A 23,984-nucleotide genomic window follows, 5' to 3' on the forward strand; every position below is an offset into this window, starting at 1 on the left:
GCCAGCGGCGAATCCTGTAGTGCCCCTTCGCGCCAGAGCGCCGCGAAGCCGTGCACCAGCGACCAGGCGGCGATCCTACGGCAATTCAGCCTTCGCGGTGAACTACCGAAGCTCGGGTGCTACTTACGCATCCTCGTCGAGGAGGTTGCGGGTGCGGTTCGGGTCCACCGGGATGCCCGGTCCGGTGTTCGTCGAGACCGTCACCTTCTTGACGTAGCGGCCCTTGGCGGTCGACGGCTTGGCGCGCAGGATCTCATCCAGTGCGGCGCCGTAGTTCTCCACCAGCTTGGCATCGTCGAAGGACGCCTTGCCGATGACGAAGTGCAGGTTGGCCTGCTTGTCGACACGGAAGTTGATCTTGCCGCCCTTGATGTCGTTGACGGCCTTGGTCACATCGTTGGTGACCGTGCCCGTCTTCGGGTTCGGCATCAGGCCGCGCGGGCCGAGGACACGCGCGATCCGGCCGACCTTGGCCATCTGGTCCGGGGTGGCGATCGCGGCGTCGAAGTCCAGCCAGCCGCCCTGGATCCGCTCGATCAGATCCTCGGCGCCGACCGCGTCCGCACCGGCGGCCTCGGCCTCGGCGGCCTTCTCACCGGCCGCGAACACGATGACGCGGGCGGTCTTGCCGGTGCCGTGCGGCAGGTTGACCGTGCCGCGGACCATCTGGTCGGCCTTGCGGGGATCCACACCGAGACGAACGGCGACCTCGACGGTCGCGTCGGTCTTGGTGGTTGCGGTCTCCTTCGCCAGGCGCGCGGCGGCCAGCGGGGAGTAGAGCTGAGTGCGATCGACCTTCTCGGCCGCGGCGAGATACGCCTTGCTTCGTTTTGCCATTTTGTCTGTGTCCTTATCGGTGTTCAGATGTGGTTGCCGGGCCTGGCAGGCCCTCCCACGTGGATCCCGGCAGCTGGTCCGGGATTACGGGAACTCAGCCCTCGACGGTGATACCCATCGAGCGAGCGGTACCCGCGATGATCTTCGCCGCCTGGTCGATGTCCTTGGCGTTCAGATCTTCCTGCTTGGTCTTGGCGATCTCCCGGACCTGGTCCATGGTGACCTTCGCGACCTTGGTCTTGTGCGGCTCGGCCGAACCCTTCTGCACACCAGCGGCCTTGAGCAGCAGCCGAGCAGCGGGCGGGGTCTTCAGCTTGAAGTCGAAGGTCCGGTCCTCGTACACCGAGATCTCGACCGGAATGACGTTGCCGCGCTGCGATTCGGTCGCGGCGTTGTACGCCTTGCAGAACTCCATGATGTTGACGCCGTGCTGACCCAGCGCAGGGCCCACCGGAGGGGCCGGGTTCGCCGCGCCGGCCTGGATCTGAAGCTTGATGATCCCGGCGAGCTTCTTCTTCTTGGGGGGCATCTTTCTTTCCTAGGTGTTTGTTTTCCTTGCTCTTTGCAAGTCCAAGGTGAATCAACCCGTGGTCCGGGCCGATCCATTCCGTCGCCCCGTCGCCGGGGCGGCAGAGTTGGTCTAGATCTTCGCGACCTGGGTGAACGCCAGCTCGACCGGGGTCTCGCGACCGAAGATCGACACGAGCACCTTGAGCTTCTGCTGCTCGGCGTTGACCTCGGAAATGCTGGCGGGCAGCGTCGCGAACGGGCCGTCCATCACGGTCACCGACTCGCCGACCTCGAAGTCGACCTCGATGACCGGCTTGGGTGCGATATCGGTGGCGGCCGCGGTCGCCGCGGCGGCCTCGGCAGCGGGCTTCTTCTGCTGCTGCGCGGCCGGGACCAGGAACTTCACCACGTCATCGATGGAAAGCGGCGACGGGCGCGAGGTGGCGCCGACGAAGCCGGTGACACCGGGGGTGTTGCGCACCGCGCCCCACGACTCGTCGTTGAGCTCCATCCGGACCAGGATGTAGCCGGGCAGCACCTTGCGGTTGACGTGCTTGCGCTGGCCGTTCTTGATCTCGGTGACCTCTTCGGTCGGCACCTCGACCTGGAAGATGTAGTCCTCGAGGTCCAGGTTCTGCACGCGGGTCTCGAGGTTGGCCTTCACCTTGTTCTCGTAACCGGCGTAGGAGTGGATCACGTACCAGTCGCCGGGGGCGCGCCGCAGCGCGGCCTTCATCTCGGCAACGGGGTCGGCGGGCTCGGCATCGACAGGAGCAGCCTCGACAGCTTCGGCGTCAGCGGCGTCGGATTCGTCGACCACAGCTTCCTCGACGGCCACGGACTCCTCGATGGTCTCCACCGCGTCGTCGACCGGGAACTCGTCGGTTGTGTCGTTCTCCGGGGTGCTCACTGGGGCACTCGCTTCCTGTGTCGTCACGTACATCCTTTGCGTACCGGGCCGGGCGCGCTATAACGCGCCAACCCGGGATCGGCTACCGGCGTCGGCGGCGATCAGCTAGCCGAACAGCCAGTTGACACCTTTGATGAACGCCAGATCCAATCCGCTGATGAACGCGACCATGAAGATCACGAACACCAGAACAACGCTCGTATAGGTGACCATCTGCTTCCGGTTGGGCCAGATCACCTTGCGCAGTTCCGCGACAACTTCACGCAGGAACTTGATCAAACGCTTGAACGGGTTACCCGTCTTCTTGCGCTCGGCCCGATCGGTCTTCTTGGCTGCCTTGGCCAGGGTGGGCCGGTCGATCGTGGCGACCGAACCCGTATCGGCCTGCGACGCAGAGCGACCCCGCCGGGCGGACCGCTTGCCGCTCGGCCGAGCCATGGCGGCGGTGTCGTCGCCATCCTCGGCAGCATGCGCGCCGTGGCGAGTATCCCGCTCGTCGACCACGTCGATCCTTTCGTCGCTGGCATCCAGGGCAGGGGCGACAGGACTTGAACCTGCAACCTGCGGTTTTGGAGACCGCTGCTCTGCCAATTGAGCTACGCCCCTTTGGTCGGACGATCACAGCTGTCCGACCACTGTTCTGTGTTCAGTTGTCGTTCTTACTATCTGGTGTCACACAACACGCGCGCCACTCCGGCAGTTGCCGACCCCGTGGTGAATCCTTGTGGACTCACCTGGAGCCAGCCCTGTAGAGCAGCGCGCAGCGGCTGGTGACCCCAGAAATCTGAGTGTACGTTACCGCCCGCGGCATTTGCCAATCAGGGTCACCCGACCAGCTCAGACCAGTTGCACGGTTGCCGTAGCCCGTCCGAAGATCTTCTTGCCCGCCGCCTTCGCCACGATGGCGACGACCGCGGTCCGGGTCTCCGGATCCACCGACTTCACCTTACCCGTGAACTCGACCTCTGCGGGCTCCTCGGAGCCGACGTAGACCGGACTGGTGAAGCGGACGTTGTACTCCTTGACCGCGCCGGGATCGCCGAGCCAGGAGGTGACGAAGCCGCCACCGAGGCCCATGGTGAGCATGCCGTGCGCAACCACATTGTCCAGGCCGACGAGCTTGACGACCTCATCGCTCCAGTGGATCGGATTCGCATCGCCGGACACACCCGCATAGTTGACCAGATCGCCGCGCGTCAACCGGACGGTGCGCGGGGGCAACTCGTCGCCGACGGAGATGTCCTCGAACTCGGGCGCATGCTTGCTCGGCGCGATCGCGGGTACCGGCGCCGCGGATACGGCAGGAACGGCCAGCGTGCGCGGGTGATGGGTGGGGGCATCCTCGCCGATGCCGTGCATGAGCACATTGCGGACCGCGCCCTGCAGGTTCGGGTCGATATCGCCGCCGCTGCGTCCGATCAGCGTGGTGTAGGTAGTGAGCACTAGCTCATCGTTCTGCGCGGTGACGACGTTCTTGGTGACGATGATGTCGCCGCCGAAGGCCTGCCGGAACGAGTGCAGGTAGACATCGCAGACCAGCTGGTCGCCGACCTTGATCGGCCGATGGAATTCCAGGATCTGATCGGTCTGCATGATCTGGCTCAGGTCGTAACCGGTGACGATCTGTTCGAAGAGTTTGCGCTGAGCCAGAATTCCGACCAGGGAAATGAAGGTCAGCGGGGCGAGCAGGCCGTCGTAGCCGTACTCCTGCGCGCCATCCTCATCCCAGTGCACCGGGTGATAGTCCTGTACGGCGCGGGCGTATTCACGCACCTTCTCACGGCCGACCTCGTAGTAGTCGTCGACGCGGTAGTGATGACCAACCATTGCCGCGGCGTGCGCCGCAGGGTCGAGTTCTTCGTCCATTGCGACCGCTTCGTCTGTACCGGTGTTGATTGTCACGGGAGGACTGTACCTATCTGACCCCGCAACCGGAGTCGACGAGCGTTCACGACGGCGCCTCGCTAACGCTCGGCTCTATCGTGCCCGCATTGGCGGCTGTGTCTGTTACTCACTCGCTACGCTCGCTCTGCACCGCACTCGGCGCGTGAAACGCGTCAGGGCCGGACAAGATGTCCGGCCCTCGCAAGTGTCACGACCCGAGAATCCGGGACGAAACCCGGAAGCCAATCAACGCGGCAGCGGCACGCGTGGTGGACTAGCGGGATTCGCGGTGCGCCCGGTGCGTGCCACAGTTCGGGCAGAACTTCTTCAGCTCCAGCCGATCCGGGTCGTTGCGCCGGTTCTTCTTGGTGATGTAGTTGCGGTGCTTGCACTGCTCGCAGGCCAAGGTGATCTTTGGCCGGACATCGGTGGACTTCGCGGCCACGATATTCCTTCTTTCGGTCAACCAGATGGTCTGATCGGTCTTTGGTAGCGATGGCCGGACTTGAACCGGCGACACAACGATTATGAGTCGTTTGCTCTACCGACTGAGCTACACCGCCACGGGGTCGCATTGCCTTGGTGATGCCGCGCCCGGCTCCACAAAGTGGAGGGTATAGCGATGCCGAGTCGGTCACCACCGGCAATCCGGCGAGCCCCCTAACGGAATCGAACCGTTGACCTTTTCCTTACCATGGAAACGCTCTGCCGACTGAGCTAAGGGGGCATGACTAGCTCCGCACCGTGATCTTTTGATCACGACCCCGGCGCGGCGAAGTCTTGAACGAGGTTACACACTCACCGGTCACAGTTCCAAACCGGGTGGTCAGAGCCGGTTTGCGGCGACCTGTCGAGCGGCCGCCAGCGACTGCTTGCAGGTCGCTCGAAGGGTCGGCCACGGCATCTACCGGTAATTGACGAACTGCAGTGCGATGCCGAAGTCCTCACCCTTCAGCAGTGCGATCACCGCCTGCAGATCATCGCGCTTCTTGCTGGATACGCGCAGTTCATCGCCCTGGATCTGCGCCTTGACACCCTTGGGGCCCTCGTCGCGGATCTTCTTGGAAATCTTCTTCGCGTGTTCGGCGTCGATGCCCTGCACCAGGGTGCCGGTGATTTTGTAGGTCTTGCCGGAGGCCGCTGGGTCACCGGCATCGAATGCCTTGAGCGAAATATCGCGGCGGATCAGCTTTTCCTTGAACACATCCAGCGCCGCTTTGACCCGCTCCTCGGCCTCGGCGGTCAGCACGATCTTGTCCTCACCGGACCATTCGATGGTCGCACCGGTGCCACGGAAGTCGTAGCGGGTGTTCAGCTCCTTCTCCGCCTGATGCAGCGCGTTGTCGACCTCCTGACGGTCGACCTTGCTGACAACATCGAAAGACGAATCGGCCACACTTCGCTCCTGTCCTGGCGGTCCAACGGTCTTGACAGACCCTTTCGAGCGATCTGCGCGCAGTCGCTATGGACCGGCTGTTCCGGTCACGGTCAGTTCTACCCCGCGGCGCGACCGTAGTCCCGTTGCATGGCCGATGGCCAGCCGGTTTGCATTATGGGTGCGGGTTCGTTGTAAGCTGCACTGCGCGCCGAGAAGCGCGACGGCAGGTTGCCCGAGCGGCCAATGGGAGCAGACTGTAAATCTGTCGGTGAAAGCCTACGTAGGTTCGAATCCTACACCTGCCACCGAAGACCCCCGCCGATCAGAAATGATCGGCGGGGGTTTCTCTTTTCCGCCGCACGAGGTCAATTCACAAGCGGCCGCAAACTATCGCTGTCGAAGGGTGGCCGGATCGGTCGCATTCAGGGTCGCGATGAACTCGTCCGCCTCGTAGCGGAAATGGGTTTCCAATCCACCTGCGAGCCGATCGAATTCGGCGCGCAGACGGCCGGGTCGGCACTGCGCTGGTACTAGCCTTGCCAGAGAAAGCAGACTTTGCTTTACAAGCAAAACTACTTTGTTCGCAACGTCCATTGGGAGGTGCGGTAGATGTCAACGGACGTGCCTGGCATCGGGGTGGAAGAGGGCGTTCGGAGCCTGCTGCTACTCATGCCCCGGGTGGTGGGACGAGCCAAGAAGATGCGCGTTCCCGAAGAGCTGCAATCGTTCTCGCTCGCGCCGCGACATCTGTCATTGCTGGCGAATCTGGTGTTCGAGGGGCCGATGACGGTGAACGATCTGGCGGCGCGCTTGGAGGTGGCGCCGACGACGGTCAGCCTGATGGTGGGCGATCTGAGTCGTCAGGGGGTGCTGGAGCGGCGCTCGGATGAGAAAGACCGGCGCCGCACCATCGTTGCCATCGCGGCGGCGCACGAGCAATCGGTCAATGCCTGGCTCGGCGGCAGCGCGCGGGCCTGGCGCAAGGTGCTAGAACCATTGGACGCGGAGCAGCGGCGGCTGTTCGTGGCGACGCTGCGGGCCTACGAACAGGAGTTGGCGGCCGAACACGATTGAGCGCCTTGGTATCCCGGCGCTCGTGGATCAGTGGTTGCGGGCGGCTCAGTAGCGGCGGGGACCGCCCGCCATTTCCTCGAGGCGGGCGATGCGCTCGGCCATCGGGGGGTGGGTGGAGAACAAGCGGGCCGCACGCTCACCGGCGCGGAAGGGGTTGGCGATCATCAGATGTGACTGGGCGGTCAACTGCGGTTCCGGGGGCAGCGGGGCGGCCTGTACGCCGCGCTCCAGCTTGCGCAGGGCCGAGGCCAGGGCGAGCGGATCTCCGGTCAGCTCGGCGCCCGACTGGTCGGCCTGATATTCGCGCGAGCGGGAGACCGCCAATTTGACCAGGGCCGCGGCAATCGGGCCGAGCAGCGTCACCAGGATGACGCCGAGGATATTGGGGCCCTCGCCTTCACGATTGCCGCCGAACATCGATGCGAAGAAGGCCAGGTTGGCCAGGCCGGAGATGACCGCGGCCAATGCGCCCACGATCGAGGAGATCAGAATGTCGCGGTTGTAGACGTGCGATAGCTCATGGCCGAGTACCGCGCGTAGCTCGCGCTCGTCGAGAATCTGCAGGATGCCGCTGGTACAGCAGACGGCGGCATGGCGCGGACTGCGACCAGTCGCGAAGGCATTGGGCGCGTTGGTCGGGCTGATGTAGAGCCGCGGCATCGGCTGGCGTGCCGTGGTCGCCAGCTCACGCACGATGCGATAGATGACCGGCGCCTCCAGCTCGCTGACCGGCTGCGCGTGCATGGCCTTGAGCGCGATCTTGTCGCTGTTGAAATAGGCGTAGGCGTTCATACCCACGGCGAGCAGGATCGCCAAGAAGAGAATGGTCGGGCTACGGAACATCGCTCCGGCGAACACGATCAAGGCCGAGAGGCCGACCATGAGCCCGAATGTCTTCAGCCCATTCGCATACCCGTGCGTGTGCATAGGTCTCCTTGCCCACTCCCCGTTCGTTGAGTGTCTTACGGCAGATCAACGATAGAGATCACGGGCAAAGTTCCGGGTGTGATCGAGTCCGGCGTGCCGGGCCGCAACGACTAGCCGACGCGTTCGATGGTGTAGCGGACCAGGTGCTCCAGGGCGTCATTGGCCGGCCCCGAGGGCAGTGCGGAGAGTTCGGCGTGCGCGAGATCGGCGTACCCCTGCAGCTTCTCCTTGGCCAGCACCATGCCGCGGGAGTGGGCGAGCAGGCCGAGCGCCTCTTCGACCTCGGCGTCGGTCTCCAGCGGGTGGGCGAGCAGTTTGCGCAGGCGGTCGCCCTCGGCACCCTCATCGCGCAGCGCGTACAGCACCGGCAGGGTGTGCACGCCCTCACGCAGATCGGTGCCCGGCGTCTTACCGGACTGTTCGGCTGCCGAGGAGATGTCGATGATGTCGTCGGAGATCTGGAAGGCGGTGCCGACCGCATCGCCGAGGCGGGCCAGCCGTTCGACGTGCTCGGTGTCGGCGCCGGAAAAGGTGCCGCCGAAGCGTCCGGCGGCGGCGATCAGCGAACCGGTCTTCTCCCAGACCACGCGCAGGTAGTGCTCCACCGGATCCTGGGAATCGCGGGCCCCCATGGTTTCCCGCATCTGGCCGGTGACCAGTTCGGCGAAGGTCTCGGCGATGATCCGCACCGCGTCCGGGCCCAGGGTCGAGGTGAGCCGGGACGCATGCGCGAACAGATAGTCGCCCGCGAGGATGGCGATGCTATTGCCCCAGCGCGAATTCACGCTCGGGGCGCCGCGGCGCATCGGGGCCTCGTCCATCACATCGTCGTGGTAGAGGGTCGCCAGGTGCACCAGTTCGACGACGGTGCCAGCGGTGACCAGGGCCGGATCGGTCGGGCGCGGGCCGAGCTGCCCGGTGAGAATGGTGAACAGCGGGCGGAATCGCTTCCCCCCGGCCTTGGCCAGATGCAGCGCCGCCTCCTGCAGGAACAGTTCGCCGTCGGACAGCTCATCGATCAGCAGTTTCTCGACGTCGATGAGCCCGTTGCGCACGGTCGCCGCGAGCTCGGTGTCACCGAGATCGACTCCGGCAACCACCGTGCTCTCATCACTCACAGCCGATGTGCTCATCTCTTCTCCCAGCGCTGCGTCCGACCCCACGGTAGAGAACCTAGCGTGTCCCCGCCGCGCGGCCCATGAACACCGTCACTATGCGGTGTATCAGACACTTTCGCATATGCTTTTCCGAGCTCATCGATCGCATGGTGTGCGACACAGCCGGACACCGTCGACATGAACCGAACCCTCCTGCAAGTATTGATCGCATGGGTTCACCGGATGTCACACCCGCGGGCGCGGACGGGGAGGCGCAGGGCGCGATTCCCACGCATACCGAAGTGCTCGTGGTCGGCGCCGGACCGGCCGGTTCCGCCGCAGCCGCATGGGCCGCGCGGGCTGGCCGCGATGTGGTACTCACCGATTCCGCGGTCTTCCCACGGGACAAGACCTGCGGCGATGGACTCACCCCGCGCGCGACCGCCGAATTGGAGAAGCTCGGACTCGGCGCTTGGCTGCGCGCGCACACGGTGAACCACGGGCTGCGGATGACCGGCTTCGGCCGTGAGGCCCTGCTGCCGTGGCCGAGCGGATCATTCCCAACCTATGGAAGTGCTGTTCCCCGAACCGAACTCGACGACAAACTGCGTGAGACAGCCGTGAAGTCCGGGGCCAGGATGCTGGACGGCACAAAGGTGATGGATGTCATCCGCGAGGGTGATCGCGTCACCGGTGTGACCGTGAAGACGGCCGATGGCACCCAGGTGATCGGCTGCAAGACGCTCGTCGTAGCCGACGGTGTGCGCTCCCCGATCGGCAAAATGCTCGGGCGCACCTGGCATCGGCAGTACGCCTATGGCACCGCGGCCCGCGCCTACATCAAATCCGCACGCAGCGACGACCAGTGGATCACCTCACATCTGGAGCTGCGCAATGCCGACGGCGAACTGGTGCCCGGCTACGGCTGGGTGTTCCCACTCGGCAATGGCGAGGTGAATATCGGTGTCGGATCGCTGGCCACCGAGAAGCGGCCCTCGCATATTGCGTTGAAACCGCTGCTGGAGCATTACACCTCGCTGCGTCGCGACGAGTGGCAGTTCGAGGGTTCGCTGCGCGCGGTCGCATCGGCGCTGTTGCCGATGGGTGGTGCGGTGTCGAATATCGCGGGGCGCAACTGGGTACTGATCGGCGACGCCGCGGGGTGTGTGAATCCGCTCAATGGCGAGGGCATCGATTACGGCCTGGAGGGCGGTCATATGCTCGCCGGGCTGCTGGACGAACCGGATCTGACGACGGTGTGGCCGGAGCTGTTGCGGGCCCGCTACGGACGGACCTTCTCGGTGGCGCGGCGGATCGCCGGACTGGCGACCCATCCACGGATGGTGCCGATGGGCGGGCCGCCGGTCATGCGGTCGAAGTATTTGCAGCGCACCGCGGTTCGGGTGATGGGCAATCTGGTCACCGATGAGGATCTGGATCTGACCGCACGGGCCTGGCGAGCGGCGGGCCGGGCGTCCTACCGAATCGACCAACTCGCCCCGTTCACCTGAGATGACCGGATTACCTGCGCTCTACCTGCTGCCGCACCTGCGGCGGGCGCGCGACCTCGCCGATCGCGACTATGCCGAGCCATTGAATCTGGACGAATTGGCCGCCGCCGCAGGGGTTTCGAAGTATCACTTCCTGCGCGCGTTCGCGGCGGTCTACGGGGTGACGCCCGCGGCGTATCTGGCGGAGCGGCGGATCGAGCGGGCGCAGGACTACCTGCGGGCCACCAATCTCACCGTGACCGAGGTCTGCATGCTGGTCGGGTACAGCAGTCTCGGATCGTTCAGCAGTAAGTTCCGCCAGCTGGTCGGGGTGACGCCATCGGAGTACCAGGCCAAATTCGCCGATGGGGCGCCGCGGATTCCGGGCTGCTACGTGTTCATGCACGGGCTCTCCGACCGCAAGCGGCCGAGTTGAATCGCCGGTGCTACGCACAGCTCAGCAATTTCGGAGAAGCGGCCAGGTCTGCGCGTTTTCTAACCTTTGGGCATGACTATTACCAACGTTTCCCTGGTCACCCTGTACGTCACTGATCAGGACGCGTCTAAGCAGTGGTACATCGATAAGCTCGGATTCGTCGAGACCAGCGATGTGACCATGGGCGAGAACGGCTTCCGCTGGGTCACCGTCGCACATCCCGATCATCGCGAACTCGAGATCACCCTGATGATTCCGGGACCGCCGCTGGATGAGAATCTGGCCGACGCCATCCGCCGGGCACTTGCCAACGGCACTCACGGTGCGCTCGGGTTGAAGACCGATAACTGTCAGAAGACCTTCGAGGAACTGACCGCCAAGGGCGTGGAATTCATTCAGCCGCCTGCCGAACGCCCCTATGGCACCGAGGCGATCATCCGCGACAACTCCGGCAACTGGTTGGTACTGGTGGAGCCCAAGGAATTCAGTCCCGAAGAGTTTGCCTGACCAGCCCCGACACGCCCCGGCTGCGGCCGGGGCGTGTGCCGGAGCGCAGGCTCAGGCGCTGGCCTGGGTGGCGAACCACTCCTCGATATGTTTGCGTTCGCTCTCGAGCACCCGGTGGTGCAGTTGTTCGGCGAGCGGTTCGATGGCGCCGCCGACCAGCGGGACCTTCACCTGCACGGTGCCGGCGACCTCGATTTCCGAACCCTCGGCGGTCGGGCGGAGTTCGTAGGTGCCCGACATCTCGCTGGTGATGCCGCCGGTGGCGCCCTCGAAGGTGCCCTTGGCGATCTCGCCCTGCAGCGCCTGCCAGTTGTCGGTGCGCGAGAGCACCAGATCGCTCTTGAGCACCTTGCGCACGATGCCGGGAACCTTATCGTCGCTTGCCTTTTCCGTCATATGGATGCGGATGGTGTCCGCGCCGTCGGGGTGCGATAGGTCGAGGGTGGCGGTTTTGGCACCCGCGAACCGGGACCGCCAGATTTCGTCGTTGGTGAGTGCCCGGTGGAGATCTTCGACCGGTACGGCGTAGGGCACGGTGAAGCTGAATTTTCGGGACATGGGCGCCACGCTAGCGGAGGCGGCAAGTAGCCTGTTGGGGTGTCGGAAACCAGCCAGTCTGCAAGGCGGTCGAACCGCCTGCGGCGGGCCAGGATCGGTGTCCTGACAGCGGCGATAGTGATCAGCACGCTGGTCGGGCTCTTGGTGCTCGCCGCCTGGCGCAATGACTATCTGATCAGCTCCGACAAAGGAGTGACCTCCGCGGAGGTGCTCTCGGCCGGGCGGTTGCGCTCGGCGGTCACCTATGTGACGCCCGACGGCAAGATGCACAATCCGAAGGTCGGCGTGCTGTATCCGACCAATCTCACCGCGGGTGAGCGGATCAATGTGGAGTACAGCCGCAGTGATCCGGATCTGGTGCGGGTGGCCGGGCGGGATGTGCGGGTCGCGATTCAGCCCGCGCTGTCGGTGATCGTGGTGGTGTGGGGTGTCGCGCTGCCAACGATGTGGATTCTGGCCCGGTCCCGGCGCCGCACGCCAGGACCCGTCGACGGCGCCCGCGCCGCCGCCAGCGCCACCTGAGCCGGACCTGGCACCCCGATAGTTCGCCGGATCTTTGCGTAGCGGTCACGCTGACGTGACGGCGCGGCGCGGTGCGCGGGTCAGTCTGACAGGGTGCGAGTAGCCATCGTTTCGGAGTCGTTCCTGCCGAATATGAACGGCGTCGTCAATTCCGTGCTCCGGGTGCTGGATCACCTGGATCAGCACGGTCACGAGGCATTGGTGATCGCGCCGGATACGCCGCGCGGGCTGCCCGCCGCCCCAGACTTCCACAGCCGCTTCCCGGTGTATCGGGTGCCCGCGGTGATGGTGCCGAAGGTCAGTTCGTTGCCGGTCGGCCTGCCGCAACCCGGAATCACCGCCGTGATCGACGATTTCGATGCCGATGTGGTGCATCTGGCCTCGCCGTTCCTGCTCGGTGCCGGTGGACTCGGCGCCGCCATGCGGTTGGACCTGCCGTCGGTGGCCGTCTATCAGACCGATGTCGCCGGATTCGCCAAGAGCTATGGGCTCGGGCTGGCCAGTCGGGCCGCGTGGGCATGGACGCGGCGGATTCACGAGGGCGCGACGCGGACATTGGCGCCATCGCGCGCGGCCGCCGAGGATCTGGCGCGGCACGGTGTTCCGCGTGTGCACCGCTGGGGGCGCGGAGTCGATATCGCGCGGTTCACGCCATCGGCGAAGCGACCGGAGCTGCGGGCCTCCTGGTTGCGTGGGCAGGACAGGCTGCTCGTCGGTTTCGTCGGTCGGCTGGCTCCGGAGAAACATGTGGAGCGTCTGGCGGTGCTGGCGAGCGATCCGAAGATCCAGCTGGTGATCGTCGGAGACGGGCCGGAACGGGCCCGGTTGGCGCGGATGCTGCCCACGGCGGTGTTCACCGGTGAGCTCGGCGGTGACGAGCTGGCGCAGGCTTACGCGAGTCTGGATGTGATGGTGCACGCGGGCGAGCACGAGACGTTCTGTCAGGGTGTGCAGGAGGCGCTGGCCGCCGGAGTTCCGGTGATCGGGCCCGATGCGGGCGGACCGCGCGACCTGATCGCGCACTGCCGCAACGGCTACCTACTACCCGTGGACCGCTTCTCCGAACTGCTGCCCAGTGCGGTTGCGGCGCTACGCGATCCGGTAACCAGGGCGCGGTTTGCCGGTGCCGCGCGCAAATCGGTGCTGCACCGGACCTGGCCCGCCATCTGCACCGAGTTGATGGGACACTACGCCGATATCACCGGCATTCGCATCCAACTGCCGCACACCGCGTGACGGTGCGAATCTCGGCTCCGTCATGTGAGTTTCGCGACGTCCAGGCCCCCGTTCCCGCCGGATGGCCCGCGTGACCACCGCGAAGGCCGGCGACTCCGACTGTCTGAGCCAGTTGGGACTGGGAGTTATCACAGGTCGGCTGGTACGCGCGGTAGGTTCAGGGTGTGGCGAAAACAGAGCAGCGGGAATCGGTTCGAGCCTCGCTGGAGAAGCAGCCGCACGAGGTCGCGTCGATGTTCGACGGGGTCGCGAAGCGGTACGACCTGACCAATACCGTCATCTCATTGGGACAGGACCGATATTGGCGCTGGGCGGTGCGCAAGGCGCTGGCACCGCGACCGGGTGAGCGGGTGCTCGATCTCGCCGCCGGCACCGGTATTTCCACGCTCGACCTGGCGAAGTCCGGCGCATGGTGTCTGGCCGCCGACTTCTCGCTCGGCATGCTCGCCGCGGGCAAGTTCCGCAATGTGCCGATGGTGGCGGCCGACGCGACCGCGCTGCCCTTCGCCGACGATTCGTTCGATGCGGTGACCATCTCCTATGGCCTGCGCAATATCTCCGAGACCGATCTGGCGCTGCGCGAGATGCTGCGAGTCACCAAGCCGGGTGGGCGGTTGGTGGTCTGCGAGTTCTCCACGCCGATCGTGCCGGTCTTCAGCACCATCTACATGGAGTACCTGATGAAGGCGCTGCCGAAGGTGGCGCGGGCGGTCAGCAGCAATCCGGATGCCTATGTCTATCTCGCCGAATCCGTACGCGCCTGGCCGAATCAGCGGCAGTTGGCGAGGCGGATCGCGGATGCGGGCTGGTCATCGGTGAAATGGCGGAATCTGACGGGCGGCATCGTCGCGCTGCATCGCGGCTACAAAATGGGCTGACGGCCTGGTCACGACACATTTTTGTGGTGCGCGCCACAGCTCACTGGCGGACTTCGCAGCGGTGAGGCTATTTGTCACCTCCCGATAACGTTGGGTAAATCCGGCGCAATCGGCGATCAGCATGATCGGTGGCATGACCGATGCAGTCTCCGACGGCACGAGCACCGCCAGAACAGCATGCTCGTACTGCGGCGTCGGCTGCGGTATCACCGTCGAAACCCGTGCCGGCGCCGATGGTGCTCCGGTCATCGCCAAGGTGCGCGGCGACAAGCTGCATCCGACGAATGTGGGCAGGCTGTGTACCAAGGGCGCCACCCATCTGGAGTTGATGCGCGCACCGGGGCGGATGGAGACCGCGTACCGGCGGCCCCAGCGCGGCCAGGTGCCGGTGCCATTGCCCGTCGACGAGGCGGTGCACGAGGCGGCGACCCGGCTGCGGGCGATTCTGGACGAGCACGGACCGGACGCGATCGCGCTGTACGTCTCCGGACAGATGTCGCTGGAGGCACAGTACCTGGCGACCAAGCTGGCCAAGGGTTATCTGCGGACCAAGCACATCGAGGCCAATTCCCGATTGTGTATGGCAAGCGCCGGGACCGGATACAAACAGTCACTCGGTGCGGACGGGCCGCCGGGATCCTATGACGACTTCGAGCACGCCGATCTGTTCTTCGTGATCGGCGCGAATATGGCCGACTGCCATCCGATTCTCTATCTGCGCATGATCGACCGGGTCAAGGATGGCGCGAAGCTGATCGTGGTGGATCCGCGGCGCACCGATACGGCGGCGCGGGCGGATCTGTTCCTGCAGATCGCACCTGGCACCGATCTCGCTCTGTTGAACGGGCTGCTGCACCTGCTCGTCGAAAACGGCGATATAGACGCGGATTTCATCGCCGAGCACACCGAGGGGTGGGCGGCGATGCCCGAATTCCTCGCCGACTACCCGCCGGACAAGGTCGCCGAGATCACTGGACTCGCCGAGGACGATATCCGCACGGCCGCGCGCTGGATCGGCGCGGCGGGCGAATGGATGTCCCTGTGGACCATGGGGCTCAACCAGTCCACCCACGGCACCTGGAACACCAACGCGATCTGCAATCTGCATCTGGCCACCGGCGCCATCTGCCGTCCCGGCAGTGGGCCGTTCTCGCTGACCGGCCAGCCCAATGCCATGGGCGGACGCGAAATGGGTTATATGGGTCCGGGTCTACCCGGCCAGCGCAGCCTGCTCTCCCCCCCCGACCGCATCTTCGTGGAGACCGCGTGGGGTGTCGAGCCCGGCACGCTGCGCGACGAGGCTGGTCCCGGCACCATCGAGATGTTCCGTGCGCTGTCCGATGGGCAGATCAAGGCGGCCTGGATCATCTGCACCAATCCCGTTGCCACCGTGGCCAATCGGAAGACGGTCATCGGCGGTCTCGATGCAGCCGAGCTGGTGATCGTGCAGGATGCCTACGCCGAGACCGCCACCAACGCCTATGCCGACCTGCTGCTGCCCGCCACGCTGTGGGCCGAGGCCGATGCGGTGATGGTCAATTCGGAGCGCAATGTCACGCTATTGCAGCGCTCGGTCGATCCGATCGGTGCCGCCCGCCCGGACTGGCAGCTGATCGCGCAGGTCGCCGCGGCAATGGGCTTCGAGGGGTTCGAATATGCCTCCAGTGCGGAAGTTTTCGACGAGATCAAGCAATTCGCCAATCAGGCCACCGGATACGACCTGCGCGGCATGAGCTACGACCGGTTGCGCGAAGGGCCGATGCAGTGGCCGTGTGCCGAGCCCGATCGCGCACGCAATCCGATCCGGTATCTCAATGACGGTGTCAGCCAGGAACTTTTCATCGATAACACCGGACATCAGCCCCGGCTGGCCTTCGCGACACCGAGCCGTCGTGCGATGTTCTGGCCGCGCCCGCATATGGCGCCGGCGGAGATGCCCGATGACGATTACCCGTTAGTGCTGAATACCGGTCGACTGCAGCATCAGTGGCACACCATGACCAAGACCGGCAAGATCGACAAGCTGACCAAGTTGACCGGGCAGCCATTTGTCGAGGTGCATCCCGCCGACGCCCAGCGGCTCGGGGTCCAGGCGGGCGATCAGCTCGAAATCGCTTCGCGGCGTGGACGAGCGGTGCTGCCCGTGCAGATCAGCGAGCGGGTGCGGCCCGGTGATTGCTTCGCACCGTTCCATTGGAATGACGAGCAGGGCGAGTATCTGACGATCAATGCCGTGACCAACGACGCGGTGGATTCGGCCTCGTTGCAACCCGAGTACAAGGTGTGCGCGGTGTCATTGCGGCGCGTCGCGGCGGTACCGCGGCCGCGAACACCCGGCGGAGCAGCCGACTCTTCGACACATCTGTTCAGCGAACCAGCCGCGCCTGGAGCGACCGCGATCAATGGCTCGCCCGGCGCGCATCCGCTGGCGGTCATGCTCGGACTCGATGCGGGCATCGCTCCGACACTGAGTGAGACCGAGCGCATCTATCTCGCCGGATATCTCTCGGCGCTGCAGTCCATTCCGGTGACCGGGCAGCCGGTGCTGCCCGCGTCCGCCCCGCTCACCCAGCTGAGCCGGTTGTGGATCGATGGACTGCTGGCGGGCATGTACTCGCGCAGTGCCGCACCACCGACCCCATCCGCGTCCGCGTCCGCCGACGATATTCCGGACGAGCTACCGGCCCGCCCCATCACCGTGCTGTGGGCGTCGCAAACCGGCACCGCCGAGGAACTGGCCGCGACGGCCGCCGCGCGCCTGGCCGAATACGGTTACGCGCCAAGGCTGCTCGATATGGACTCGTGCGAACTCGACGAGCTCACCGGCGATGTGCTGGTGATCAGCAGCACCTTCGGCGACGGCGGTCCGCCGGATAACGGCACCGACTTCTGGGAGCGCCTGAACGACGGTGTAATCCGGTTGACCGGCATGCGGTACGCGGTCTTCGCACTGGGCGACTCCTCCTATGACGACTTCTGCGGCCACGGTCGCAAACTGGACACGAAGCTGACCGAACGCGGGGCCACCCGACTGCTGGCGCGCGTCGACAGCGAGCCCGATTACCAGGAATCGGCCGCCCGCTGGCTCGACGAGGTGCTCGCCGCACTCGACGGCGGTCGGGAAACCGGCACGTCCGAAGCGAGTTCTTCCGGCCCCGGCGGAACCGGGATGCCGGTGCGGCCCACCGGTGGCACCGCCACGATGGTCCTGCCCCGCGCCGCTCCGGCCCTGGGCCGGACCCAGAGCTCCGGCCCCGCGCTGTTCACCCGCAACGCGCCGGTGACCGCACCGCTGGTGCGCAATGAACCGCTGTCGCATACCGGATCGCCGAAGGAAGTGCGTCAGTTCGGATTCGACCTGCACGGGCTGGAAGCGTCCTATGAGGTCGGCGATTCGCTCGGGGTATGGCCCGCGAATTGCGAGTCGCTGGTGACCGAATGGCTCGGAGCCACCGGATTGGACGGCCGCCGGGTCATCGAGGTCGACGACCAGGAACTGCTACTGGCCCAGGCGCTGCGGACCCGCTACGACATTACGAAGGTCAGCCACGATCTGCTCACCTTCATCGCCGAACGCAACCCGAACAACCGGCTGGCGAAACTGCTGCGCCGCGATAATCGCAATGAACTCGACAACTACCTGTGGGACCGTCAGGCCGTCGATGTGCTGCGCGACTTCCCGGTGCGGGCCGATCTCATCGAATGGCTCGGCACGCTGAAAAAGCTGCAGCCGCGCCAGTATTCGATTTCGTCCAGCCCGCTGATCAGTCCCGATGAGGTGCAGCTCACCGTCGGTATCGTGCGCTATGGCGATCCGGCGGCGATCGGGTCGGCGGCGCGCCGCGGTGGGGTGTGCTCGACCTTTCTCGCCGACCGCGCCGACGCCGATGCGGCGGCAGTGCCGATCTTCCTGCAGCGCGCACCGCATTTCCGGCCGCCGCTGGACCCGACGGCACCGATGATCATGGTCGGTCCCGGCACCGGCATCGCACCGTTCCGCGGCTTCCTCCAGGAACGCCGCGCCCTCGGGTGCACCGGGCGCAACTGGCTGTTCTTCGGCGACCAGCATGCCGCCCAGAACTTCTACTACCGCGCCGAATTGGAAGATATGTTCCGCTCCGGCTTCCTCACCCGCCTCGATCTGGCCTTCTCCCGCGACCAGCGCGAGCGAATCTACGTACAGCACCGAATGATCGAACACGGTGCGGAGCTGTGGTCCTGGCTGCGCGACGGCGCGAACTTCTATGTGTGCGGCGACGCTGCGCGGATGGCCAAGGATGTGGACGACACCCTGCTCACCATTGCCAGGATCCACGGCAAGCTCGACGAGGACGGTGCGCTGGCGTTCAAGAAGCAGTTGGTCGCCGAGAAGCGCTACGTCCGCGACGTCTACTGATCCCTTACGCCGCAGGCGGATTCAGGCGGGCGAAATCGGGCAGCCGGTAGTAGGGGTAGTACGGGTACGGCGGCGTGACCGCGCTGGCCTTGTCGAGGCGGGCCAGCTGGTCGGCGTCGAGTTCCCAGCCGATCGCACCGAGGTTCTGGCGCAGTTGCTCCTCGTTGCGCGCACCGACGATGACCGTCGAGACCGTGGGGCGGCGCAGTAGCCAGTTGAGGGCGATCTGCGGGACGGTCTTTCCGGTCTCGGCGGCGAGTTCGTCGAGGATGTCGACCACGCTGTAGAGCTGCTCGTCGTCGACCGGCGGGCCCGCCGCGGCGGTCCGATGCAGGCGGCTGCCCGCTGGAAGTGGCTGGCCGCGACGGATTTTCCCGGTCAGACGGCCCCAGCCGAGCGGGCTCCACACCACCGCGCCGACACCCTGATCCCGGCCGAGCGGCATCAGCTCCCACTCGTAGTCGCGGCCGACGAGCGAGTAGTAGACCTGATGGGCCACATAGCGGGTCAGGCCGTGCCGGTCCGCCGCGGCAAGGGATTTCATCAGCTGCCAGCCCGCGAAGTTCGAGGCGCCCAGATAGCGGATCTTGCCCGCGCGCACCAGATCGTCCAGCGCCGCGAGGACCTCTTCGACCGGGGTATGCGCATCGAATGCGTGCAGCTGGAACAGGTCGATGTAGTCGGTGCCGAGCCGGTGCAGCGAACCTTCGACGGCCTTGATGAGCCGAGCCCGCCCGGAGCCTGCCTCGAATGGCCCCGGACCGGTCGGTAGGCTCGCCTTGGTGGACAGCAGCAGCTGATCGCGCCGGCCTTTGATGGCCGCGCCGAGCACTTCCTCGGAGGCGCCGTCGGAATAGACGTCCGCCGTATCGAACATGGTGAGGCCCGCATCCAGGCTGATATCGACCAGGCGCCGAGCCTGCTCCGCATCGGTATCGCCCCATGCGCTGAACAGTTCACCCCGCCCGCCGAAGGTGCCCGCGCCAAAGCTCAGGGCCGGGACGTGCAGACCTGATGCGCCGAGCCGCCGGTACTCCATAATGACTCCTAAAGGGTCTATAGTTCCGTTAACGAATTCGAACCATACACCCGTCGCGCCATAAATGAAACTGGAGTTCCGTTATGCAGTCCGACAATGCCACCCCCGGCTCGGTCCGCCCAGGTGGGCGCACGGCCCGCGTTCGCGAGGCGGTCTTGCAGGCCGCGGGCGATCTGCTCGCCGAACGCGGTTTCGCGCACTTGGATCTGATCGAGGTCGCGGCGCGCGCGGAGGTCGGCAAGACCACGGCATACCGACGCTGGCGCAACTCCACCGGACTCGTCGCCGATCTACTCGTCGATATGGCCGAACAGTCGCTGCCACACGCCGACACCGGCTCGTTACTCGGCGATCTCACCGCCAATGCCCGGCTGGTCGCCAAAACCCTCACCGACCCACGCCAGAGCAAGCTCTTCCAAGCCGTCATCGCCGCCGCCACCTGTGACGAGACGGCCGCCGCCGCACTGCGCCGCTTCTACGACATCCGCCTCACCGAATGGTCGCCCTGCATCGATGCCGCCATTGCGCGAGGCGAAATCCCGGAAGACACCGACGCCCGCGCCGTGCTCACCGCCGTCTCGGCCCCGCTCTACTACCGCCTCCTCGCCAGCGGCGACCCGATCGATGACGAAGCGGCCAGCACCGCCGCCGCGGCAGCCGCCCAGGCGGCCGCCGCGGGCATCTTTGCGGGGGGCGCGAAAACGCCAACTACACAGAAGGACTCATGAAGCCAGCGCGGTGGGCATGACGACCATCCCGGCGCACCACGACGGGGACCAGCACTGCCCCCTCGCCGACAGGATCGGCTCGCACTGCGGCTCGAGCGATGCCGCAGGTGATCAGCGAGTCCAGGCCGGATCGCGACCGGTGAGTCCGACTACTCGATCCAGCTCCGGCGCGGTGACGGGCACCGGCACGACCGGGTCGAACATACCCGGTGTGCCTTCGGCCGGTGTGTTGCTGAGGAATTCGAGCAGTACCGCCAGATGGGATGGATCGGCGGCCGGTCGCTGACCGGTTGCCAGGGCGAGATCCCAACTGTGCACGACGGTTTCGTTGAGCGCGATCATCGCCATCACCACCGCGGGAGCGGATACGCCGCCCGCCTCGGTCTCCCCATCCCAGGCCGCCGGATCCCGCCAGGCCTCGACCAGGGCCTTCGACTGGGCCGGGATGCGCGCACGCCAGTCGTCGGGCAGCGCGGTCTCCGGGCCGACGGCAGGCGGGACCGAACGGCCGACCGCCTCCTTGGTCGCGGCCTGCCGGAAGGCCTCGGTGAGCATGCTGACGTGGGCGAGCAGATCGCGCACGGTGGTATCGGCGCAGGGTGTCGGCGCCGTGAGCTGTTCATCGGCGATTGCGCCGACCACCGCCGACATGGCAGTCGCGGCCGGTTCGAGATCGAAATTCGGGTGCGTCGGGCCTCCTGGTAGCGGACATGGTGCACTGGTCGAGACGGGGCGAGCCAAGGGAATTCATCGGTTCGCCGCGTTCCTCGCGCCGGAGGGCGGCCGGGCCGATCCCGCGCGGCGCTCGAGCCTCCGCGCGGCTCCCGTCGCAACCAAGTCGTAGCGGCGAAAAGTGCTGGAAAAGAGGAGAATTGGTAGATGAAGGGCGATCGGGTGGAGATCGTCGTCGACTTCGGCGACGAGTCTCGCAGTTATGAAGTGGCCGCAACGCGCGCGGGGCGAAAGGTCGAGGTCCGCATCGCGCGGGGCGTGGTGGAAGTCAGCGAGGTGACGCGCACCGGGGTCCCGGTGCGTACCGCGCGGTTCCTGGCCGGGCGCACACTGGCGCTGGTCGAACATCCCGCGAACGGGTCGGGTCCGGTCGAGGGCGAGTGAGACGACCCGTGTAGCGGATGGGTTGCCGTGCGGCCGGACTAGGAGCATTCTCAACAGTGTTGGACTGTTGTCCGCCTGCGCTGTGATTCCCGCAGCACCTGGTATTCGCTCGGCAGAGCATCGGGTACCCCGCCGAAAAGCACGCGCGGAGAGGAGTGAACGATGACCGATCCCAGCAAGTCCCGCACGTTGAACGAGGTTCCAGAAGCCGACTACGTCGAGCAGGCCCTCCCCGCCTATCCGGAGGACGCGGACGAGGCGGCGGACACCAGGTCCGAAAGAGATCTCGCGGCCGCGGTCGACCGGGACGCCTTCAGCGCCAACCCGGCCGATGTGGTGGAGCAGTCGATCTCGGTGCCGATCGATGACGATCACGAACCGGGTCCGGCGTACTGATCTGTGCTCTCGCTCGCCCAGAGCCCGTGGTGTTGATTCTCAGCCGCTGCCGGACGGTGGCGATTTCTGCCGTATCAGACCGAAAAGTCGACGCTCAGAGCCGATCTCGGCTCACGGCGCGATCTTGGCCCGGACCGTCGCGTGCAACTCGCGCAGGCTGGAGCGCTCGGTCGCCACTTCGAGCACGCGCAGACCGTGCGCATGGCCCGCCAATTCGGCCGCCAAGTGCTCCGGATCGACCTGCTTGTGTGGGATCCGATAGGCAGCGCACAACGCGGCCAGATCCATCCCGTGTGGGGTGCCGAAGACGCGCTCGAAGACACCGGCGTACTGCGGGTCGCCCTGTTCGAGGAGTTCGAAGATGCCGCCGCCGTCGTCATTGGCGACCACGATGGTCAGATCGGCGGGCCGAGGTTCGCCGCGGCCGATGAGCAGGCCGGAGGCGTCGTGCAGGAAGGTGAGGTCACCGATCAGCGCGATGGTGCGACCGGTGTGGTGCAGTGCCGCACCGACTGCCGTGGAGACGGTGCCGTCGATACCCGCGACGCCGCGATTGGACAGCACCCGGACACCGGGGTGCGGATGCGAGACCAGGGCCGCGTCACGCACCGGATTGGATGCGCCGAGCAGCAGCTGGTCACCCTCGCGTAGTGCGTCCATCACCACACCGGCGACATGTAGGCCGGTCGGCTTCGGATGCTTGGCGAGTTCCGCGCGGACCACCTGATCGGCCTTCGCGTTCAATTCCCGGCAGTACGCCAGCCATTCGGCGCGCGGCGCACCCGAGATGATCGCCCTGGTTCCGGTGCCGACCACATTGCCGGAGACATCGGGCCAGCGCGGACCGGTGGTGAGCGCGTAGACGGTGACGGACGGATCGGCGAGCACCTTCGCGACCTGACGATGCAGTGTCGGACGGCCGGTGATGATCGCCTGGCGCGGCTTCAGCAGCGGCAACGCCAGCGGATGCAGGGCCGGGCCGTGCATCGGGGCGGTGGGTTCGGCGACCGTCGGCAGCTCGGCCAGTTCCGGACGCAATCCGGCGCCGTGGCCGGAGATGACGACCGTATCGGGCGTGAGATCGAGTTCGAGTGGGACGTCGAGCGTCGCGTACTGGGTCGACGTCCACGCGGCACCACCGGCGCGCCCCTGCGGCGCCGATTCACCCGGCGCATGATCCGGGACCAGCGGCTCGCGCAGCGGAATATCGAAATGCACCGGCCCGGCATTGCCGGAGCGGGTGCCGCGGGCCGCGGCCAGCACCCGGCAGACGGCCGAACGCCACTGGCTGTTCTGCTGGCCGTAGGGCGCACCGTCCCCGCACTCTTCCTCGGCGAGTCCGAGGCTGATCGAGGCACGCACCTGGCTGCCGAACAGACCGAACTGCTCCACGGTCTGATTGGCGCCGGAGCCGAGCATTTCGTAGGGCCGGTTGGCACTGAGCACCACCAGCGGAACCCGGGCGTAGTTCGCCTCCAGCACCGCGGGACCGAGATTGGCGACAGCGGTTCCCGATGTCATGACGACCGGCACCGGCAGTCGGCTGGCGATCGCGAGCCCGATGGCCAGAAAGCCAGCGGTCCGCTCGTCGATGCGCATGTGCAGCCGCAGCTTGCCCGCCGCATCGGCCGCCTGGAGGGCGAATGCCAGCGGCGCGTTCCTGGACCCAGGACACAGAACGACGTCTCGCACGCCCCCGCGCGCGAGTTCGTCAACGACCACCTGCGCCTGTGCTGTAGACGGATTCACGCCTCCAGCCTCTCAGACAGTTGCTCCGACGTCTTCGTCACCCTGCTCACAAACAGGTGTTCGAGTGGGAATTTGCCGCCCGCGCCCACCACCGGACGCGGGCGGCCGGTATGCGCCGCCAATCGAAATCCCGCCTCGCCGAAGCGGATTGATATTCGGCGCAAGGATCACCGCCCTACCGACCACTACGGAGCGAGTCTTACGAGCGACCGTTCGCGGCCCGTCTCGCGTCCGAGTAGTCGAAGCGCATGCGCCGAAGGCGCGAGTCTCGACTGCTCGGATACTATTGCGGTTTCCATTTTATCAGGTTCAATTG

At 65.9% G+C, this 23,984-nt stretch carries 24 protein-coding genes and 4 tRNA genes; 12 read left to right on the plus strand and 16 right to left on the minus strand.

Translation table 11 applies throughout. The annotated features are described in order from the left end of the window. Positions 1–123: 123 nt before the first annotated feature. The 10 genes from rplA to ABZW16_RS34345 all read right to left on the minus strand — a co-directional run bounded on the left by rplA (position 124) and on the right by ABZW16_RS34345 (position 5,537). Entirely contained in the window at positions 124–837 is a 714-nt protein-coding gene (rplA, locus tag ABZW16_RS34300) for a 50S ribosomal protein L1 (RefSeq protein ID WP_354960268.1), read from the minus strand. A 94-nt stretch (positions 838–931) separates the two neighbouring features. Continuing rightward, positions 932–1,366, minus strand: a complete 435-nt coding sequence (rplK, locus tag ABZW16_RS34305; RefSeq protein WP_354960269.1) for a 50S ribosomal protein L11 — start codon at positions 1,364–1,366, stop codon at positions 932–934. Between the two features lie 111 nt (positions 1,367–1,477). Further along, positions 1,478–2,257, minus strand: a complete 780-nt coding sequence (nusG, locus tag ABZW16_RS34310) for a transcription termination/antitermination protein NusG (RefSeq protein ID WP_354960290.1) — start codon at positions 2,255–2,257, stop codon at positions 1,478–1,480. Between the two features lie 105 nt (positions 2,258–2,362). After that, positions 2,363–2,761, minus strand: coding sequence for a preprotein translocase subunit SecE (secE, locus tag ABZW16_RS34315; RefSeq protein WP_354960270.1), 399 nt, complete (start codon positions 2,759–2,761; stop codon positions 2,363–2,365). Positions 2,762–2,790: 29 nt separating this feature from the next. Beyond that, positions 2,791–2,863: transfer RNA gene (locus tag ABZW16_RS34320), tRNA-Trp, on the minus strand. 231 nt (positions 2,864–3,094) lie between these two features. Continuing rightward, positions 3,095–4,153 (minus strand): fused (3R)-hydroxyacyl-ACP dehydratase subunits HadA/HadB, encoded by a 1,059-nt coding sequence (locus ABZW16_RS34325; RefSeq protein WP_354960291.1) that lies wholly within the window; start codon positions 4,151–4,153, stop codon positions 3,095–3,097. Positions 4,154–4,415: 262 nt separating this feature from the next. Further along, on the minus strand, positions 4,416–4,586 hold the full coding sequence (gene rpmG / locus ABZW16_RS34330; protein WP_011211653.1) for a 50S ribosomal protein L33: 171 nt from the start codon (positions 4,584–4,586) through the stop codon (positions 4,416–4,418). 42 nt (positions 4,587–4,628) lie between these two features. Beyond that, positions 4,629–4,704: transfer RNA gene (locus tag ABZW16_RS34335), tRNA-Met, on the minus strand. 91 nt (positions 4,705–4,795) lie between these two features. Next, positions 4,796–4,868 (minus strand) — tRNA-Thr (locus tag ABZW16_RS34340). Between the two features lie 177 nt (positions 4,869–5,045). After that, positions 5,046–5,537, minus strand: a complete 492-nt coding sequence (locus tag ABZW16_RS34345) for a YajQ family cyclic di-GMP-binding protein (RefSeq protein ID WP_354960271.1) — start codon at positions 5,535–5,537, stop codon at positions 5,046–5,048. 204 nt (positions 5,538–5,741) lie between these two features. Between ABZW16_RS34345 and ABZW16_RS34350 the strand changes: the two genes are divergently transcribed. Together ABZW16_RS34350 and ABZW16_RS34355 are read left to right on the plus strand one after the other, a co-directional pair. Next, a tRNA-Tyr gene (locus tag ABZW16_RS34350) sits at positions 5,742–5,824 on the plus strand. 304 nt (positions 5,825–6,128) lie between these two features. Then, positions 6,129–6,593 (plus strand): MarR family winged helix-turn-helix transcriptional regulator, encoded by a 465-nt coding sequence (locus ABZW16_RS34355; RefSeq protein WP_354960272.1) that lies wholly within the window; start codon positions 6,129–6,131, stop codon positions 6,591–6,593. A gap of 45 nt (positions 6,594–6,638) precedes the next feature. On the opposite strand, the gene htpX is transcribed toward ABZW16_RS34355, so the two are convergent. Further along, positions 6,639–7,520, minus strand: a complete 882-nt coding sequence (gene htpX / locus ABZW16_RS34360) for a zinc metalloprotease HtpX (RefSeq protein ID WP_354960273.1) — start codon at positions 7,518–7,520, stop codon at positions 6,639–6,641. Between the two features lie 110 nt (positions 7,521–7,630). Next, positions 7,631–8,653 carry a polyprenyl synthetase family protein gene (locus ABZW16_RS34365; protein ID WP_354960274.1) on the minus strand — a complete coding sequence of 341 codons (1,023 nt, stop codon included), beginning with the start codon at positions 8,651–8,653 and terminating at the stop codon, positions 7,631–7,633. A 194-nt stretch (positions 8,654–8,847) separates the two neighbouring features. On the opposite strand from ABZW16_RS34365, the gene ABZW16_RS34370 reads away from it, so the two are divergent. The 3 genes from ABZW16_RS34370 (at position 8,848) to ABZW16_RS34380 (ending at position 11,050) form a co-directional block, all read left to right on the plus strand. Then, positions 8,848–10,128 carry a geranylgeranyl reductase family protein gene (locus ABZW16_RS34370; RefSeq protein WP_354960275.1) on the plus strand — a complete coding sequence of 427 codons (1,281 nt, stop codon included), beginning with the start codon at positions 8,848–8,850 and terminating at the stop codon, positions 10,126–10,128. 1 nt (position 10,129) lies between these two features. After that, positions 10,130–10,543: an AraC family transcriptional regulator gene (locus ABZW16_RS34375; protein WP_354960276.1), complete on the plus strand. Its 414-nt coding sequence runs from the start codon at positions 10,130–10,132 to the stop codon at positions 10,541–10,543. Positions 10,544–10,615: 72 nt separating this feature from the next. Then, entirely contained in the window at positions 10,616–11,050 is a 435-nt protein-coding gene (locus ABZW16_RS34380) for a VOC family protein (protein WP_354960277.1), read from the plus strand. Positions 11,051–11,101: 51 nt separating this feature from the next. Here the strand turns inward: ABZW16_RS34380 and ABZW16_RS34385 are convergent, their stop codons facing one another. Continuing rightward, positions 11,102–11,608: a DUF2505 domain-containing protein gene (locus tag ABZW16_RS34385; protein WP_354960279.1), complete on the minus strand. Its 507-nt coding sequence runs from the start codon at positions 11,606–11,608 to the stop codon at positions 11,102–11,104. 39 nt (positions 11,609–11,647) lie between these two features. Here ABZW16_RS34385 and ABZW16_RS34390 point away from each other — a divergent pair, with 39 nt between their 5' ends. The 4 genes from ABZW16_RS34390 (at position 11,648) to ABZW16_RS34405 (ending at position 18,640) form a co-directional block, all read left to right on the plus strand. After that, a complete protein-coding gene (locus ABZW16_RS34390) occupies positions 11,648–12,130 on the plus strand; it encodes a DUF3592 domain-containing protein (RefSeq protein WP_354960280.1) in 483 nt (160 codons plus the stop codon). Between the two features lie 93 nt (positions 12,131–12,223). Next, the gene (locus ABZW16_RS34395) at positions 12,224–13,366 is read left to right on the plus strand and encodes a glycosyltransferase family 1 protein (RefSeq protein ID WP_354960281.1); all 1,143 of its coding nucleotides are present in this window, start codon (positions 12,224–12,226) and stop codon (positions 13,364–13,366) included. A gap of 164 nt (positions 13,367–13,530) precedes the next feature. Next, on the plus strand, positions 13,531–14,244 hold the full coding sequence (locus ABZW16_RS34400) for a demethylmenaquinone methyltransferase (protein ID WP_354960282.1): 714 nt from the start codon (positions 13,531–13,533) through the stop codon (positions 14,242–14,244). Between the two features lie 133 nt (positions 14,245–14,377). Then, positions 14,378–18,640: a bifunctional nitrate reductase/sulfite reductase flavoprotein subunit alpha gene (locus tag ABZW16_RS34405; RefSeq protein ID WP_354960283.1), complete on the plus strand. Its 4,263-nt coding sequence runs from the start codon at positions 14,378–14,380 to the stop codon at positions 18,638–18,640. A 4-nt stretch (positions 18,641–18,644) separates the two neighbouring features. Here ABZW16_RS34405 and ABZW16_RS34410 read toward each other — a convergent pair whose 3' ends face one another. Continuing rightward, positions 18,645–19,679 carry an aldo/keto reductase gene (locus ABZW16_RS34410; RefSeq protein WP_354960284.1) on the minus strand — a complete coding sequence of 345 codons (1,035 nt, stop codon included), beginning with the start codon at positions 19,677–19,679 and terminating at the stop codon, positions 18,645–18,647. Between the two features lie 83 nt (positions 19,680–19,762). On the opposite strand from ABZW16_RS34410, the gene ABZW16_RS34415 reads away from it, so the two are divergent. Further along, entirely contained in the window at positions 19,763–20,407 is a 645-nt protein-coding gene (locus tag ABZW16_RS34415) for a TetR/AcrR family transcriptional regulator C-terminal ligand-binding domain-containing protein (RefSeq protein WP_354960285.1), read from the plus strand. 111 nt (positions 20,408–20,518) lie between these two features. On the opposite strand, the gene ABZW16_RS34420 is transcribed toward ABZW16_RS34415, so the two are convergent. Continuing rightward, on the minus strand, positions 20,519–21,148 hold the full coding sequence (locus tag ABZW16_RS34420) for a TIGR03086 family metal-binding protein (RefSeq protein ID WP_354960286.1): 630 nt from the start codon (positions 21,146–21,148) through the stop codon (positions 20,519–20,521). A 138-nt stretch (positions 21,149–21,286) separates the two neighbouring features. On the opposite strand from ABZW16_RS34420, the gene ABZW16_RS34425 reads away from it, so the two are divergent. Continuing rightward, positions 21,287–21,523 carry a hypothetical protein gene (locus tag ABZW16_RS34425; RefSeq protein ID WP_354960287.1) on the plus strand — a complete coding sequence of 79 codons (237 nt, stop codon included), beginning with the start codon at positions 21,287–21,289 and terminating at the stop codon, positions 21,521–21,523. A 162-nt stretch (positions 21,524–21,685) separates the two neighbouring features. Next, the gene (locus tag ABZW16_RS34430; protein ID WP_354960288.1) at positions 21,686–21,919 is read left to right on the plus strand and encodes a hypothetical protein; all 234 of its coding nucleotides are present in this window, start codon (positions 21,686–21,688) and stop codon (positions 21,917–21,919) included. 111 nt (positions 21,920–22,030) lie between these two features. Here the strand turns inward: ABZW16_RS34430 and menD are convergent, their stop codons facing one another. Further along, complete coding sequence (gene menD, locus ABZW16_RS34435) at positions 22,031–23,668, minus strand: 2-succinyl-5-enolpyruvyl-6-hydroxy-3-cyclohexene-1-carboxylic-acid synthase (RefSeq protein WP_354960289.1); 1,638 nt, start codon at positions 23,666–23,668, stop codon at positions 22,031–22,033. Between the last annotated feature and the right edge of the window lie 316 nt (positions 23,669–23,984).

Source organism: Nocardia sp. NPDC004604 (assembly GCF_040609795.1).
Classification (GTDB): domain Bacteria; phylum Actinomycetota; class Actinomycetes; order Mycobacteriales; family Mycobacteriaceae; genus Nocardia.